This is a genomic window from Embleya sp. NPDC059213, assembly GCF_042754445.1.
Lineage (GTDB): Bacteria > Actinomycetota > Actinomycetes > Streptomycetales > Streptomycetaceae > Embleya.
Genome location: NZ_JBHZAV010000248.1, coordinates 1 through 12,139, shown reverse-complemented (window position 1 = coordinate 12,139; position 12,139 = coordinate 1). Strand labels below are relative to the sequence as shown.

Annotated in this window: 14 protein-coding genes and 1 riboswitch; of the genes, 10 read left to right on the top strand and 4 right to left on the bottom strand. The window is 73.2% G+C overall.

The features are described 5' to 3' along the window. Positions 1-79: 79 nt before the first annotated feature. Positions 80-664, bottom strand: a complete 585-nt coding sequence (locus ACFXMF_RS43555; RefSeq protein WP_360323019.1) for a TetR/AcrR family transcriptional regulator — start codon at positions 662-664, stop codon at positions 80-82. Positions 665-791: 127 nt separating this feature from the next. Here ACFXMF_RS43555 and ACFXMF_RS43550 point away from each other — a divergent pair, with 127 nt between their 5' ends. Then, the gene (locus tag ACFXMF_RS43550) at positions 792-1,103 is read left to right on the top strand and encodes a hypothetical protein (RefSeq protein ID WP_379991725.1); all 312 of its coding nucleotides are present in this window, start codon (positions 792-794) and stop codon (positions 1,101-1,103) included. A gap of 39 nt (positions 1,104-1,142) precedes the next feature. On the opposite strand, the gene ACFXMF_RS43545 is transcribed toward ACFXMF_RS43550, so the two are convergent. Continuing rightward, positions 1,143-2,402, bottom strand: coding sequence for a glycosyltransferase 87 family protein (locus ACFXMF_RS43545; RefSeq protein WP_379991724.1), 1,260 nt, complete (start codon positions 2,400-2,402; stop codon positions 1,143-1,145). Positions 2,403-2,650: 248 nt separating this feature from the next. Here ACFXMF_RS43545 and ACFXMF_RS43540 point away from each other — a divergent pair, with 248 nt between their 5' ends. From ACFXMF_RS43540 to ACFXMF_RS43515, 6 genes are all read left to right on the top strand, one after another. Continuing rightward, entirely contained in the window at positions 2,651-4,072 is a 1,422-nt protein-coding gene (locus tag ACFXMF_RS43540) for a glycosyltransferase family 2 protein (RefSeq protein WP_379991723.1), read from the top strand. A gap of 117 nt (positions 4,073-4,189) precedes the next feature. Next, entirely contained in the window at positions 4,190-5,323 is a 1,134-nt protein-coding gene (gene wecB, locus ACFXMF_RS43535) for a non-hydrolyzing UDP-N-acetylglucosamine 2-epimerase (protein WP_360323011.1), read from the top strand. Positions 5,324-5,464: 141 nt separating this feature from the next. After that, positions 5,465-5,791, top strand: a complete 327-nt coding sequence (locus ACFXMF_RS43530) for a nuclear transport factor 2 family protein (protein ID WP_360323009.1) — start codon at positions 5,465-5,467, stop codon at positions 5,789-5,791. A 428-nt stretch (positions 5,792-6,219) separates the two neighbouring features. Next, positions 6,220-6,747 (top strand): hypothetical protein, encoded by a 528-nt coding sequence (locus ACFXMF_RS43525; protein WP_379991722.1) that lies wholly within the window; start codon positions 6,220-6,222, stop codon positions 6,745-6,747. Between the two features lie 138 nt (positions 6,748-6,885). Next, positions 6,886-7,455 (top strand): hypothetical protein, encoded by a 570-nt coding sequence (locus ACFXMF_RS43520; protein ID WP_379991721.1) that lies wholly within the window; start codon positions 6,886-6,888, stop codon positions 7,453-7,455. Then, a complete protein-coding gene (locus ACFXMF_RS43515) occupies positions 7,452-8,822 on the top strand; it encodes a cytochrome P450 (RefSeq protein WP_360323005.1) in 1,371 nt (456 codons plus the stop codon). The genes ACFXMF_RS43520 and ACFXMF_RS43515 overlap by 4 nt, the downstream gene beginning before the upstream one ends. A 55-nt stretch (positions 8,823-8,877) precedes the next feature. Here ACFXMF_RS43515 and ACFXMF_RS43510 read toward each other — a convergent pair whose 3' ends face one another. Further along, on the bottom strand, positions 8,878-9,486 hold the full coding sequence (locus tag ACFXMF_RS43510; RefSeq protein ID WP_360323003.1) for a hypothetical protein: 609 nt from the start codon (positions 9,484-9,486) through the stop codon (positions 8,878-8,880). 49 nt (positions 9,487-9,535) lie between these two features. Next, on the bottom strand, positions 9,536-10,450 hold the full coding sequence (locus tag ACFXMF_RS43505) for an aldo/keto reductase (RefSeq protein WP_380017984.1): 915 nt from the start codon (positions 10,448-10,450) through the stop codon (positions 9,536-9,538). A 74-nt stretch (positions 10,451-10,524) separates the two neighbouring features. Here ACFXMF_RS43505 and ACFXMF_RS43500 point away from each other — a divergent pair, with 74 nt between their 5' ends. From ACFXMF_RS43500 to ACFXMF_RS43490, 3 genes are all read left to right on the top strand, one after another. Further along, positions 10,525-10,680: a hypothetical protein gene (locus ACFXMF_RS43500; RefSeq protein ID WP_379991718.1), complete on the top strand. Its 156-nt coding sequence runs from the start codon at positions 10,525-10,527 to the stop codon at positions 10,678-10,680. 126 nt (positions 10,681-10,806) lie between these two features. Continuing rightward, complete coding sequence (locus ACFXMF_RS43495; RefSeq protein ID WP_379991717.1) at positions 10,807-11,535, top strand: DUF5937 family protein; 729 nt, start codon at positions 10,807-10,809, stop codon at positions 11,533-11,535. Between the two features lie 81 nt (positions 11,536-11,616). Beyond that, positions 11,617-11,679, top strand: a riboswitch (guanidine-III (ykkC-III) riboswitch). A 14-nt stretch (positions 11,680-11,693) separates the two neighbouring features. Then, a complete protein-coding gene (locus ACFXMF_RS43490; protein ID WP_360322995.1) occupies positions 11,694-12,008 on the top strand; it encodes a multidrug efflux SMR transporter in 315 nt (104 codons plus the stop codon). Positions 12,009-12,139: the final 131 nt, after the last annotated feature.

The window sequence follows — 12,139 nt, the reverse complement described above, 5'->3', positions numbered from 1 at the left end:
GGGCGGGGGTGGGGGCGGGGCCGGTGATGGGGGGGGGGGGGGCCGCCCCGCGGCGGCCCCCCCCCCCCCCGCCGTCCGCTCAGTCGCCGTTCGCCGGTGCCGGCTCCAGCAGGGTCAGCATGTCCTTGACCGCCTGCTCCATGTCGATCGAGCGATCGTTCAACCATTGCAACTGGATGCCGTCCGCGATCGCGATCAACAACACCGCGAGCCGCTCCGGCGGGATCGCGCTCGCGATGGCGCCCTCCCGCACCCGCTCCTCCATCACGTTCAGCACCGACTGCCGCGCCCGCGGATACCGCTCGGCGAAGAACGCGTGTGCCGGATGCTCGGGATCGCTGCCCGCCGCGGCCATCGACACGTACAGCTCGATCAGGCCGGCCGCGCGTGCTCCCGCCCGGACCATCTCCAGGTGCGGATCGGACCCCTGGTAGCCCTCCCACAACCGGCGATTCTCCTCGTCGCGGGCCCGCAGCACCTGGGTGAGCAGGTCCTCCTTGGAGGCGAAGTAGTGCATCAGGCCCGGCAGACTCAGGTTGCAACGCGCCGCGACCTTGCGCAGCGAGGTGCCCCGGTAGCCCTCCTCCGCGAAGACCTCCAGGGCCACCCGCAGGATCTCCCGCCGCTTCGCCTCGCCCTTCTCGTACGGGCCCCGTTTCGCCATGCCGCCCACCTTAATGCGCAGCCCGCAGACCCCCCGCGCCACCGGTGGGAGTGACACAAAGGCAGTCGATCGGATGGTGTGCCGGCGCACGCCGTTGCGAGCGACGGTGGGGGCTCGTTGATCCGTCATGACCACATCCGCGTCGTTCGACGAGGCATTGGGCACACTCGCCACGGCGATCGAGGACATCCTGGACCTCCTCGCCCCCTCCTCCACCGCCGCGCCGGCGTCGGCGCCCGAGCCCGCGCCCGCACCCGAGCCCGCTCCCGAACCGGAGCCTGCTCCCGCGCCCGAGCCCGCGCCCGCGCCTGCGCCTGCAACCGCGCAGGCCCGGTGCGAGCCCGATGCCCCCGAGCGGACCGTGCCGGTGCTGCACCTGGACCCCGGGATCGACCCGAACGCCCTCGTCCAAGCCCTCCGACACGCCCTGCACCGGTAGTTCGAGTCCCGTTGCGGCGGGCCCGAGTTCGCCGTCGGTTCAGCCGGAGAGGGCCGCCGCCGACCTCGCCCGCCGGGCCGGCTCGGCTCCGGGGCGCGCGGCCACGAGCAGGAAGGCCACCCCGAAGGCCACGTAGCACGACGAGCGCAGCAGTTCGAAGCCGGTCAGGTGCCATTCCTGACCGGGCAGGTGCGGTACGGACCAGACCAGGAAGCTGGGGAAGACGAACAGACCCGCGGCCGACAACGTCTCGGCCCGCGAGTGTGGACCCCGCAGCACCGCCCACAGCAGGATCGCGATCGGCACGCACCACACCCAGTGGTGGCTCCAGGAGATCGGGCTGGCCAGCAGCCCGGCCACCGCCGACCCGGGCAGCCCCCACGCGTCCCCGCGCCGACGGTGGGCGATCACCGCGCACAACATGCCGAGCACCCCCACCGCGACGATGGTCGCCGTCCCGCCGATGCCGGGATCGAACAATCGGGTCACCCGGGTGAGCAGCCCGCGCACCGACTGATTGGCGGCGTTCTCCACCCGCCCCACCCGCTCGGGATCGAACACCAGGTCGGTCCAGAATCGCCGGGTGGCCCCGGGCAGCAGCGCGGCCGAGAGCGCCACGGTGCCGGCCGCGGTGCCGATCGCGGTGAGCGCCGCGCGGCGGCGTCCGGTGAGCAGCAGATAGACGATGAACACCGCCGGGGTCACCTTGATGCCGGCCACCAGCCCCAGCGCCACGCCGCGCAGCCGTGCGCCGGGTGGGCGGGTGAAGTCCCACAACACCACGGCCAGCACCGCGAGGTTGACCTGTCCGTAACGCATCGTGGTGAACACCGGCTCGCACCAGATGGCGAAGGTGGTCGCGGCCGGCAGCGCCCACGGCAGCAACCGGCTCCCGTCCGGGTCCACCAGGCGCATCGAGAGCCGGACCACGATCGCCACGAGCAGCAGGTTCGCCGCCACCCCCAGCCCGAGCAGCAGTTCCTCGGGCAGGTAGGTCAACGGGACGAACAACAACGCGGCGAACGGCGGATAGGTCGCCCGGAGGTCGTGCGGCGTGTCCAGCGGGCCGTACAGGTCGATCCCGTCCCGCACCGCCAGCCCCTCCGCGCGGTAGACCACCAGGTCGACCATCGACGGGTGGCTGAGGTGCCGGACGAACAGGTAGACGCCGATCGACGCGGCGCAGGCGAGGGTCCACAGGCACACCCGGCGGGCCGTCGGGGATGCGCTCGGGGTGTTGCCGACGACACCCCGCAGCGGCGTACGGGATCGGCCGCCGAAACCGCTGGGGCGTCGCATACGACGACGCTAACCCGCGCGCCGGCCCGTCCCCGGCGCTTGTGGCTGGGCCATCAAGGTGGTGTCGGACGCCCGGTCCGGACCACCCGTCGGGCCGGCGAGGTGAGGCTCGCCACTGTGGATTGGGTTTCATTTTGTCCGGATTTACCTTAGATTCGATGGCCTGATAGGTACTTTTCTCACCTATCAGCAAGCACAAGGGCCGAGGCGCCTTTGATCCATGTGGAGGTTGTTCCATCCCCGGCGCTGTGCGTGAGTACGTCCTGGCCCATCAGAGCGGCATCCTGTGGTTCGCCACCGCGCTCTCGCTGGGGCTGCTGGTGTACATGCTGTTCGTCTTCGGCCGCTTCCTGATCTATTGGGCCGGCACCCGGCACGCCTTCCGGCGCAACCGGCCGGACCGACCCGGCGACCCGGCCGCCTTCACGTGGCACCTGGTGGTGCCCTGCCGCGACGAGGAAGCCGTGATCGCGCAGACCCTGACGGGACTGCGCCGCGCCGCCCCCGAGGCGCACGTCTGGGTGGTCGACGACGACAGCTCGGACCGCACCCGCGAGCTGGTCCTGGCCGCCGCCGAGCACGACGAGCGGGTGCACCTGGTGCAGCGCCGTCGGCCCGACGCCCGGATCGGCAAGGGCGCCGCGCTCAACGCCGCCTACCGGCGGATCTCCGCGTGGTTGCCCGCCGACACCGACCGCTCCCGGGTGATCCTGGGCGTGGTCGACGCCGACGGCAGGCTCGACCCGGGCACCCTGGCCCGGGTCTGCGCCGAACAGGCGATGGGCCGGCCGGACACCGGCGCCGTGCAGATAGGCGTCCGGATGCGCAACGCGGACGACCGGCTGCCGCTGCCCGAGCGAGGCCGCCTCGCCAACGCCGCGGCCCGGGCCCTGGTGCGCATGCAGGACATCGAGTTCCGCGCCAACAACGCCGGCATGCAACTGCTGCGCCGCCGCACCGGCAGCGTGGGACTGGGCGGCAACGGCCAGTTCGTCCGACTCGTCGCCCTCGACGCCCTGGACGCTCCGGCCGGCGCCGAGGGCCGACCCTGGCCCGAGCGAGCGCTCCTGGAGGACTACGAGTCCGGGCTCGAACTGCGCCTGAACGGCTGGCGGCTCACCCACATCACCGAGGCCGAGGTCTCCCAGGAGGGGCTGATCTCGCTGCGCCGCTTCCTGGCCCAGCGCACCCGCTGGGCCCAGGGCAACATGCAGTGCCTGCGCTACACCCGCCGGGTCCTGACCTCGCCGCACTACCGCTGGTCCGGCCGGGCCGAGGTGCTCTACACCTTCCTGCAACCGGTGGTCTGCGTGCTGCTGGTGCTGCTCACCCCGCTGTCGATCGGGATCACCGCGGTCGGCCTGATCCTGTTCCCCGAACAGACCGCCGACTTCCAGTTCCGCTTCGGACCGTTGATGGCGGGCGTCTTCGTACTGGCCGCGCTGCCGATGGTGGGCTGGGCACTGGCCTACCGCAAGATCGTGCACCCGGACCGGTCCTGGTTCACCGGGCTGATCTGGGGCCTGCTGATGTGGTTGTACACGTACCACCTGTTCGTGGTCGCCGTCCGGGCCGCGACCCGACTCGCGCTCGGGCGCAACGGCTGGGCCAAGACCCGCCGCAACGCCGAGGTCGGCATCGCCGGCGTACCCACCGCGTTGGAGGTCTGACCGCGCCGGGTACCCGCCTCCCGCCGCGATCCGCCGCACCGCGGTCCGCCCCCGAGCCCGTCGTCCCGACTTCCCACACCCGCCGGCCGCCCACCGGGCCGGCACGGAGAACCACACATGAGCACCGCCCATCTGCCCCCCGCCAGTGTCGCCGTCGTCCTCGGCACCCGCCCCGAGCTGGTCAAGCTCGCCCCACTGATGCACGAACTCGGCCCCGCCGCACGGCTGTTGCACACCGGCCAGCACTGGGACGAGGCGATGTCCGGGCGCTTCCTGCGCGAACTCGCGTTGCCCGATCCCGAACTGCTCACCGGTGTCGGCGGCCGACCCCGCGCCGGACAGATCGCGCACTCCCTCGACCAGCTCGACGACGCGTTCGTGCGGCACCGCCCGGTCGCCGTCGTGGTCCAGGGCGACACCAACGCCACCCTGGCCGGCGCGCTGGCCGCCAACGCCCGGGACATCCCGCTCGTACACGTCGAGGCCGGGCTGCGCAGCTTCGACCGCGCCATGCCCGAGGAGCACAACCGGGTCATGGTCGACCACGTCTCCGACCTGCTGTGCGCCGCCACCGCGACCAACGCGGCCAATCTGCGCGCCGAGTCGGTGGACGAACACCGGATCACCGTCACCGGCAACACCGTGGTCGAGGTCGTCCGCGCGCAACTGCCCACCGAGCCGGCCCGCGCCGCGCTGTTGGCCGGATACGGGCTGCGGCCCGACGGCTACGTCCTGGCCACCGTGCACCGTCCGGAGAACACCGACACCGCCGCGGCCCTGCGCGCGGTGCTCACCGAACTGGACACCATCGCCCGCTTCGGCACCGAGGTGCTCTTCCCGATGCACCCGCGCACCCGGGCCGCCGTGGAACGCTTCGACCTGACCTCGCTGACGACCCGGATCACCACGATCGAGCCGGTGGGCTACGCCGAGTTCCTGGCCTTGGCCCGGCACGCCGCGTTGCTGGTCTCCGATTCCGGCGGCATCCAGGAGGAGTGCACCGTACTGGGCCGCCCGCTGCTGGTGGTGCGTCGCTCGACCGAACGCCCGGAGGCGGTGGACGCGGGCTTCGCCGCGCTGGTCCGGCCCGGCGCCGAGCTGGGCGAGACGGCGCACGCCTGGCTGGCCGACAGCGCGGAGCGCCTGGCCCGCCTGGCGACCACCCCGAGTCCGTACGGCGACGGCCTGGCCTCCGCCCGGATCGCCCGACTGACCGCGCAACTGGCCGAATCGCCCGTGCTCGCGGCCTGATCGTCCGCGCGACGGGGGCGGACCCGCCGCCCGAGGCGCCCGGACACGCCGTCCTGCGGCAAACGGGTGAGGGTCGGCGACCTCGGGCCGGCCGTGTTGTTCCCTGGTGGGGCAACCCGCCCATCCCTCCAGGAGGTTCCCGTGGCCATCGCCCCCGGCAAGTTGTCAGAACCCGCGGTAGGCGCGTTCGTCGCCGCCGTCAACGCGCACGACAAGGCCGCCTTCGACGCGCTCCTGACCCCCGACGCGACGATGTCCGACGACGGCTCGGACCGCGACCTGCAGGACTGGGCGGATCGGGAGATCTTCTCCTCCAACGGCCACATGGACGTGGTGACCGAGTCCGACGGCGGGCGCGCCCTGGTGGTGGGCTACCGCAACGACACCTGGGGCGAGATGCGCACCGCCTGGCGCTTCACCATCACCCCCGACGGCCGGATCAGCCGCTTCGAAACGGGCCAGGGCTAGGACCGGGCCAAGACCCTGGCCCCCGGCCGGGGTCGCATCCGCACCGAGTCGACACCCATCGCACCTCACTCGGCTCGGCCGGACGCGTGGTCCTCGTCGAAGACCAGGCCCGGCAGGTGCGCCGTGACGAAGCCGGGGTGGGACAACGCGGGGCGGACCTGGCGATCCGCGCCGCCGGGCAACCGTCGTCGGCGAGCATGCCGGTCGCGGTCGACACCGCCGCCACCCGGCGGATCGCGCCGGGCGGCCCGGTCCGTCCCGCGCCCGGACCACCCCGAGCCCACCGCCGGCGTCGACCCGGCCGGTCGAGGGCCGAGCCACCAGGGGTGGGTCCCGCGAGCCGCGGCGCCGAAGCCGCTGTGGCGAGCCCCGCGCCGCTCCTCGTCCGCCCGGATCCGGGCCGGGGTCGGCGCGTACGCTGAGCCGCCATGAACCCCGAAGCCGACGACCGCGCCCGGGCGTTGCGCCGGGAGGTGCACGCCGCCACGTCGGCGCGGCGCAACGCCCTCGCGCTGATGTCCGCGTGCTGCCTGATCCTCATACCCTGGACCGGCTACCTGCTCGTCAGCCTGCCGATGCACTACGAGGCCCGCCGTTGGCGGGACGCGTGGGCGGGCTTCGACGTCGGCCTGCTCGTCGCACTGGCCTGCACCGCGTACTTCGGGTGGCGACGCCGCCAGGCGCTGATCCCCGCCACACTGATCACCGCGACCCTGCTGGTCTGCGACGCGTGGTTCGACGTGATGCTCGCGTGGGGCACGCCCGACCTGTGGCCGAGCATCGCCTCGGCCGTGCTGTGCGAACTGCCGCTCGCCGCGTTCCTGGCCACCCGCGCCCGCCGGCTGCTGCGCTACACGTTGCGGGCGCACTGGTACGAACTCGGCCTGCCCGGCGAGCCACCGCCGCTGTGCCGCCTGCCGCTGCTCGGCCTGCCCGACCCGCGCCATCGGCCGTAGCCCCGCCCCGCGCCCGGGTGGCACGGCGCGCGTCGTGCCACCCGGGCGATCGGATCGGACGGCGTCACGCCTGGGCCCCTGGCCTCGAACACGCTGGGCTCGGCCCTGTTCGAGCAACCCGAGCGCACTCTGCTCCGGTTGCTCTTCCTGGATCCCGACGGCCGGGCGTTCTACCCCGATCGGGAGAAGGCTGCACGCAACACCGTCGCGTCGTTGCGCTCGGGTCCGGGCGACGATCCCGGCGATCCCGTGCTGATCTCGCTGATCGGCGAACTGAGCGTGCGCAGCCCGGACTTCGCCCGGCTGTGGGCCCGGCACGAGGTGCGCGCCGAGAGCACCGAGGCGAAGCGATTCCGGCACTCGAAGGTGGGCGAACTCGTCCTCTCCTACGAGTCGTTGACCGTCAACAGTGCCCCCGGTCAACAACTGGTCGTCTACCAGGCCGAGCCGAGCAGCCCGACCGAGGAGTCCCTGCGCCTGCCGGGCAGCCTGTCCGCCACGCCCCCGAACCGACCCTGCGGCCCGGCGGATCGGGAGAACGACGGAACGGCGAATCGGCGAACCCGCGGGGGCGACACGCCCTCGATCCGGGAAACGTCCCCCCGCGCCCGGCCCGACGCTGCTGGAATGGCAACGGACACCGCAGGAGACCACGACGGCGGGCACCGGCTCGCCGCCGCGCGTCAGGCGCGAGGGAGCGACCCATGACGACCGCACATCCGCCCCGTCCCTCGACGCCCACCGCCCCCGGGGCGCGCGCCGGCCGGGCCCCCGGCGCGTGGCCCGGACTGGGCCATCTCCCGCACCTGCTCCGGGCGCCGCTGCGCTTCCTCGGCTCGCTGCCCGCGCACGGCGATCTGGTGGAGATCCGGCTCGGCCCGCGCCCGGCCTTCGTGTTGTGCGATCCCGAACTCGCCCGGCTGGTGCTGGCCGACGGCCGCGGCTTCGATCGCATCGGGCCGCTCTACGAGGGTTCGCGCGCCGCGCTGGGCAACGGCCTGGCCACGTGTCCGCACGCCGACCACCGCCGGCAACGGTTGATGATGCAGCCCGCGTTCCGCGCCGAACACCTGCCCGGCTACGCCGACGCGATGCACCGCGAGATCGGCATGGCGCTGGATCGCTGGCGGCCGGGTCGGGTGGTCGACATGGTCGACGAGATGTTCGCGCTGACCACGACGGTCGCGGTGCGTACCCTCTTCGGTGCCGGCATCGCCGATCGGGACATCGCCGAACTGCGCGACAGCCTGGACACCTTCCTCAAGGGCGTCTATCTGCGCGCCCTGTTGCCCGCCGTCGACGCGCTGCCCACGCCGGGCGCCCGGCGCTACACCCGGGGGCTGGCCACCTGGCGGGCGCACGTGACCCGGATCATCGCCGACCGCCGCGCCGGCGACCCCGACGATCGGGATCTGCTGGGCCGGCTGCTCGCCGCCCGGGACGAGGCGGGCGGGGCGATGACCGAGGCCGAACTGCACGACCAGGTGGCCGTGTTGATCCTGGCCGGCGCCGAGACCACGTCCTCCGCACTGGCCTGGGCACTACACCTGATCAGCACCCACCCCGAGGCCGAGGAGGCCCTGCACGCCGAGGTCGACGCCGTGCTCGACGGGCGGGTGGCCGGTCCGCAGGACCTGCCCCGGCTGCCCTGGACCGGCAAGGTGCTCCGCGAGACGTTGCGGCTGTACCCGCCGGCCTGGGTGCTGCCGCGCACCACCACCCGCGAGATCGAGGTGGCCGGCCGCCGACTGGACACCGGCAGCACCCTCGTGTTCAGCCCGTACATCCTGCATCGCCACCCGGGGTTCCACGCCGAGCCGGACCGCTTCCGGCCCGAGCGCGAACATGCCGACGGGCTCGGCCCGGGGGCTTGGTCGCGCAGTTCGTTCGTGCCCTTCGGCAGCGGTCCGCACAAGTGCATCGGCGACACCTTCGCGCTGACCGAGGCCACCCTCGCGCTGGCCTCGATCGCCTCCCGCTGGCGACTGCGGCCGGCCTCCGCCGTGCCGGTCCGCGCCACCCCGCGCAGCGTGCTGACACCGCGCACCCTGCCGATGCACCTGATCCGCCGCTGACCCGGGGGACGGGCCCGGTCGCGAACCGCCGCCGACCCGCGCCTCGATCCGCCGCTCAGCCGTGGGCGGTCACGCACTCCCCCACCGGGGCGAACAGCAGGTTCCAGTTGCCCGGCACCCGCCGCACCGCGGAGTCGAGGTGGAATCGCACCACCGTCCACTCGTCCGGCCGGGCCGCCGCGCCGTGCGCCCGGACCGCCTCCAGGCTGCCGTCCAGCGCCTCGACCTGCTCCTCCTCGTCGAACCCGAGTCGCTCGTAGGCCCGTTCCACCTCCGCCGGCTTGGACAACGACTCGTCCCAGCCGGCGACCGCGTCGAGCAGATAAAGCAGATGACTGCCGGGGAGCGGGAGTTCGGCCCGCAGCCGGGCCGAGTCGAACTCCCGGTCCGCGTCCCGCGCCACCAGGTCCGAACCCCGCACGGCCCAGCCGACCAGGTCCACCCAGTAGTCGGGTGCGTGCCGGCCGTCGCTCTGTCGGATGTGCTCGCTCGCGAACGCCGCCATCAGGTCCGGGTCGTCGATCAACGGCGAGACGGCCAGGTCGCTCCGGCTGTCGAAGCCGAAGAAGTAGCGACGCCCGTCGAGCACGAGCGACTCGATGCCGGCCACGTGGCCGGTCCGTCCGGGCAACGGTTCGATCTGCCTGCTGGAGTCCGGGTTCATGCCGACGACGGTAGCGAGAACCACCGACGCGCGGGTGCCCGGCCCGTGGCTACCCGCCCACGCGTCGATGCAGGTCGCCCAGGACGGCCAGGTCCGCCTCCGTCAGGCGCAGCGCACCGGCGGCCACGTTGGCGACCAGGTGCTCGGGGTTGCCGGTGCCGGGAATGGCCAGCACGTGCGGCCCCTGGTGCAGCGTCCAGGCCAGCCGCACCTGCGCCGGGCTCGCGTCGTGGGCACGCGCCACGTCGAACACCTCCGCCGCGTCGTCGCCGACGACCCCCACCTGGCCCGCGGCCCCGGCGATCGCGTAGAACGGCACGAACGCGATGCCCTGTTCGCCGCAGGACCGCACGAACTCGTCCTGATCGGCCCGGATCCCGATCCCGTACCGGTTCTGCACGCAGACCACCGGCGCGATGGCCAGCGCCTCGGCGAGCTGATGCGGGTGGACGTTGGAGACGCCCAGGTGTCGGATCAGACCGGCCTCGCGCAGGTCGGCCAGCGCACCGAAACGCTCGGCGATCGAGTGGGTGCCCAGCACCCGCAGGTTGACCACGTCGAGGTGGTCGCAACCGAGCTGGCGCAGGTTCTCCTCGACCTGTCCGCGCAGTTCCGTCGGCGTGACCGCGTGCGTCGCCCACTGGCCCGCCGGGTCCCGGGCCGGTCCGACCTTGGTGGTGATCACCAGATCGTCCGGGTAGGGCGCGAGCGCCCGGTTGATCAGTTCGTTGGCGGAGCGCAGCGAGGAGAAGTAGAAGGCGGCGGTGTCGATGTGGTTCACCCCGAGTTCGACCGCGCGGCGCAGCACCCCGATCGCCCGGTTCCGATCGCTGGGCACCGCGTCGGCGTCGAGCGCCGCGCCGTCCTGGGTCAGGCGCATCGCACCGAAGCCGATGCGATTGATCATCAGATCGCCGAGCGTCCAGGTCCCCGATGCCGCGGCGGTACTCGTTGATGAAGTCATGGACGCATGATCGCGACGGACCGGGCCGATGACCATCGATTAAGCTGTGTGCGAATCCTCGGGGGCGACTGACGGTGTCGGCGGAACTGGCATTCTCGGCGGGCGATCCGGCCCGGATGCGGTTCGCCGTCTCGCCGATGTGGGAGGTCGGCCCGAGCTTTCGGCTGCTGATTTCGGGCGCCGCCCATCCGGTGCACCGGCCGTGGATCGAGCAGGTCCGCCCCGGGTGACGGCCGCCGGGCTGCACCGGGGCCGACTTGCCGAACTGATCCCGCCGGTCGGCTACATGCCCGACTTCCTCAATCCCGACGCCACCGGGGCCGGCCCCCGCCCTGGCGGCGGAGCCGACCGGGATCGTGGCCACTCCGGTGGCCGTCGTGCGGCGCGATCTGGACCGGCTGCGGCACGAGCGCGGCGGGCTGGGCCCCGAGTCGGAGGCGCTGTACGCGGACCCGCGCGCTCGGCCGGCCCGGGTCGCGGCCGAGGTCGAGGCGTATTGGGAGTCGGCGGTCGCACCGTACTGGGCGCGGATCCGCGCGGTGCTGGAGGCCGATGTCTTCCATCGGGCCCGACAGGTCGCCGAGCGTGGCGCGGGCGAGGTCCTCAACGAGCTGCACCCGTCGGTCAGTTGGCACGAGGACGCGTTGCGGCCGGCCCGCCGGCAGCGGGCGCTGTCCCGGCGGACGGCGGGCGCGGGGCTGCTGTTGATCCCGTCCGTGTTCACCGGGCCGGATCCGTTCACCCGGGTGACCCCGCCGGAACCACCGCAACCGGCCTATCCGGCCCGGGGCATCGGCACGTTGTGGACCCGGCGCCCGGTCGAGCCGAGCGCGCCCCTGGCCGCCGTACTGGGCCGTTCGCGAACGCTGCTGCTGAACGAACTGCACACGCCTGCCTCGACCACCGAACTGGCCCACCGGACCGGCCTCTCCCCCGCCGGGGTCTCCCAACAACTGACCGCGCTGCGCGACGCGGGCCTGGTCACCGCCCACCGCGCGGGCCGCACCGTCCTGTACGCCCGCACCTCGACCGCCGAATCCCTCCTCGCCCCCCGCCAGTCGCGGGCGCAGCGGTGCGGATGGTAACCCGAACCACCACGATCGCCCGCCGCGAGGGTGGACGGATCGGGGATTTTGTGCGCCGGATCGGGCGTGCGAGAGTGGTTCACGGAGCCCGAACCGGCTCCCGGACGAGGCACGCCGTACCCGGTCAAGACAAGACGGTGTCAGGGAGCGTGCCTGTCATGGCCTGGATCGTCCTGATCATCTCCGGTGTCCTGGAAGCCGTCTGGGCGACGGCACTCGGCAAGTCCGAGGGATTCAGCCGGATCGTGCCGACCGTGGTGTTCGGCGTCGGTCTGACCGCGAGCATGGCGGGCCTGGCGTTCGCACTGCGCGAACTGCCGGTCGGCACCGGCTACGCGGTGTGGGTGGGCATCGGCGCGGTGTTGACCGTCTCGTACGCGATGATCTTCGACGGCGAGGCGTTCTCCGTCGTCAAGGTGCTGCTGCTGGCCGGCATCGTCGGCAGCGTGGTGGGCCTGAAGGTCCTGCACTAGTCGCGCACCGGCCCCGGGGGGGCCCCCCCCCCCGGCCGGGGGGGGGGGCCCCGGCCCGGGCGGGCGGGAGGAAACCTGAGACCACGGCCCACCCACCCCCGGAGCGCGGGAGGGCCCGGGCGGCCAGAACC

Coding starts and splice junctions, on each gene's coding strand:
- ACFXMF_RS43555 (WP_360323019.1), bottom strand. CDS start 664: ATGGCGAAACGGGGCCCGTACGAGAAGGGCGAGGCGAAGCGGCGGGAG.
- ACFXMF_RS43550 (WP_379991725.1), top strand. CDS start 792: ATGACCACATCCGCGTCGTTCGACGAGGCATTGGGCACACTCGCCACG.
- ACFXMF_RS43545 (WP_379991724.1), bottom strand. CDS start 2,402: ATGCGACGCCCCAGCGGTTTCGGCGGCCGATCCCGTACGCCGCTGCGG.
- wecB (WP_360323011.1), top strand. CDS start 4,190: ATGAGCACCGCCCATCTGCCCCCCGCCAGTGTCGCCGTCGTCCTCGGC.
- ACFXMF_RS43525 (WP_379991722.1), top strand. CDS start 6,220: ATGAACCCCGAAGCCGACGACCGCGCCCGGGCGTTGCGCCGGGAGGTG.
- ACFXMF_RS43515 (WP_360323005.1), top strand. CDS start 7,452: ATGACGACCGCACATCCGCCCCGTCCCTCGACGCCCACCGCCCCCGGG.
- ACFXMF_RS43510 (WP_360323003.1), bottom strand. CDS start 9,486: ATGAACCCGGACTCCAGCAGGCAGATCGAACCGTTGCCCGGACGGACC.
- ACFXMF_RS43505 (WP_380017984.1), bottom strand. CDS start 10,450: ATGACTTCATCAACGAGTACCGCCGCGGCATCGGGGACCTGGACGCTC.
- ACFXMF_RS43490 (WP_360322995.1), top strand. CDS start 11,694: ATGGCCTGGATCGTCCTGATCATCTCCGGTGTCCTGGAAGCCGTCTGG.